At 45.0% G+C, this 2,199-nt stretch carries 3 protein-coding genes; 1 reads left to right on the forward strand and 2 read right to left on the reverse strand.

The genetic code is table 11. The features are described from left to right. The first annotated feature begins 204 nt into the window (after positions 1–204). Positions 205–510: a PilZ domain-containing protein gene (locus B3O33_RS15085; protein ID WP_292362625.1), complete on the forward strand. Its 306-nt coding sequence runs from the start codon at positions 205–207 to the stop codon at positions 508–510. Positions 511–516: 6 nt separating this feature from the next. On the opposite strand, the gene coq7 is transcribed toward B3O33_RS15085, so the two are convergent. Both coq7 and B3O33_RS15095 read right to left on the reverse strand, forming a co-directional pair. After that, positions 517–1,161: a 2-polyprenyl-3-methyl-6-methoxy-1,4-benzoquinone monooxygenase gene (gene coq7 / locus B3O33_RS15090; protein WP_292362624.1), complete on the reverse strand. Its 645-nt coding sequence runs from the start codon at positions 1,159–1,161 to the stop codon at positions 517–519. Positions 1,162–1,178: 17 nt separating this feature from the next. Next, a partial coding sequence (locus B3O33_RS15095) for a GGDEF domain-containing protein (RefSeq protein WP_292363903.1) occupies positions 1,179–2,199 on the reverse strand: 1,021 nt, incomplete at its 5' end.

The following is a 2,199-nucleotide window of genomic DNA, read 5'->3' on the forward strand; positions in this document are numbered from 1 at the left end:
GAGCTCTCTCCTGACCAATCAACCCTGTTAAAGGCTCGACAGTAGCCGTAGTTTTGAAGGGAAGATCAGCCGGATTACAGGCATGGTAAAGTTGTGACGCAGCAAGTTGAGTAACAGGCATGGATATCTCTGGACGAATGAACAGAACTTAGCTTAGGCTAGGCACATCTGATAGGCAACTGCATATTAAAAGGAATCAAGCTTATGACAGGTCAGGATTATGAAGAGAAGCGCGATTTTTTCCGAATGCGTGTCAATGGTCCGGTCAACATTAAACGTCAGGATCAAGCTGAATTTTTTCACGCTGAAGGGCTGGATTTAAGTGCGAGTGGGTTAAGTTTGATTTCGGATGAAACAGTAATTGAGGGCGAAATACTGCAAATCAGTATAAAAAGTCATAACCCTGAGCTTGCTGACTTTGTCGCAGAAGCTGAAGTGGTCCGAGTTCAGCCATTAGATGAACATCCCGGAAAATTCAACATTTCGGTAAAGTTTACGACAATATATTAAGCCGGTTTACAGCCAGTAACTGCTATGGGTCATCACTTTGGACATGGGCTGCATGATTTTACGAACCAACCAGGGCAGTTCGGCACCGCCAGCAGCTAAAGCAGTATCCTGATGATGGCGCTCATCTTCACGCATTTGCGCCAGAATTGACCGACTACGCAGATCGTCCTCACTCATCTTATCCAGATGTTCATCCAAATGTTCAATTACCTGTTTTTCGGTTTCAGCAACAAACCCCAAACTCCATTTATCACCGATTCTCCCAGCCACAGCACCAATCATAAACGAACCGACATACCAGAGGGGGTTGAGCAAGCTGGTACGGCCATCAAGTTCATGAATACGTTGTTCACACCACAGCAAATGATCATTTTCTTCAGCGGCAGCTTGCTGCATCGCTTCTCGTACATTGGTTAATTTCGCAGTTAATGCCTGCCCTTGATACAGCGCTTGGGCAGACACTTCACCAGCGTGATTTACCCGCATCAAAGCAACTGACTGTCGACGTTCACTATCGTTAAGAGGCGTATCATCAATGTTCATGGCAGGAGTCTCACGGCCACTGGAGGGCGGTGCCCCCAAAACAGTCGTTAATGCTTTATCCAGTTCGATAATAACTTTGTCGGTTAATAACAGATTACGGAAACTCATATTTTTCCTGGGTTAATTCAGAATAATTCTACATCCGAGCCAGTCATTTTCTTTGGCTCAGTGACTTTACCTTCAGCAAGCAGATGATGGTAGTTCTGTACCTGATTTCGGCCTTCGTTTTTCGCGTTATATAAAGCCTCATCGGCCTGGCCGATAACATCAGTTGGCGATAATTGAGCCGAGACTTCAACAAAACCAATACTGACCGTGACCTGGCCAAGTTGAGGAAAATTATGATTTGCCACCACCTTACGAATTCGTTCAAATGCCTGCATGGCATCTGTTTCATTAGCGGCTTTAAGCAACACTACAAATTCCTCACCACCAAAACGGTAAATCAGATCGTCGTCGCGGATCACACCGGATGTCATTAACCGGGCAACCAGAATAATCACTTCATCACCATAAAGATGACCATAGGTGTCATTTATCACTTTGAATTTATCAATATCCACCACGCCCAACCAATGTTTAATGGCATATCGACGACGTCGGGAATCATTGGGTGAAGCCATCAGTTTATTCAGTTCACTGCTTTGATTGACCAGAATTTTAGTAATCTGCTCATCGAGCGTTTCCCGATTGTATAAACCGGTTAATTTATCGCGTTGGGATTTATCGATTAACGCCAGATAGTTGGCATACACCCTCAGGATGCCATGGACCAGTCGTTGGTCAATGGGTGACGGCAACTCTTCACAATGGTGAACCAGACTGGCAAAGATTTCGCCATGTGAATCATAGGCGGGATAAATGACATTCCAACCTGTCGTCCCGGATTGACGATAAGAAACAATATCTTCTCTATCAATCGCTTCTGTCATGGCAGCGCTCAGTTCATCCGCCGTTTCTGAATTCAGCTTGGGATGCTGGTCAGAAGACGAAATGACGTCATTCACACAGAAAGCCAACAGGCTGATATCGTGAACCAGATCATGACGTCGTACCCGAAACAAGCGTAAGGATTGTGCCGGAAATAATTCATTTAACGTTTTAAGCAGACTTTTTTCCAAAACCTGCCGATCATGATGTCGGGTG

The sequence above is a fragment of the Methylophaga sp. UBA1464 genome, from assembly GCF_002325665.1.
Lineage (GTDB): Bacteria > Pseudomonadota > Gammaproteobacteria > Nitrosococcales > Methylophagaceae > Methylophaga.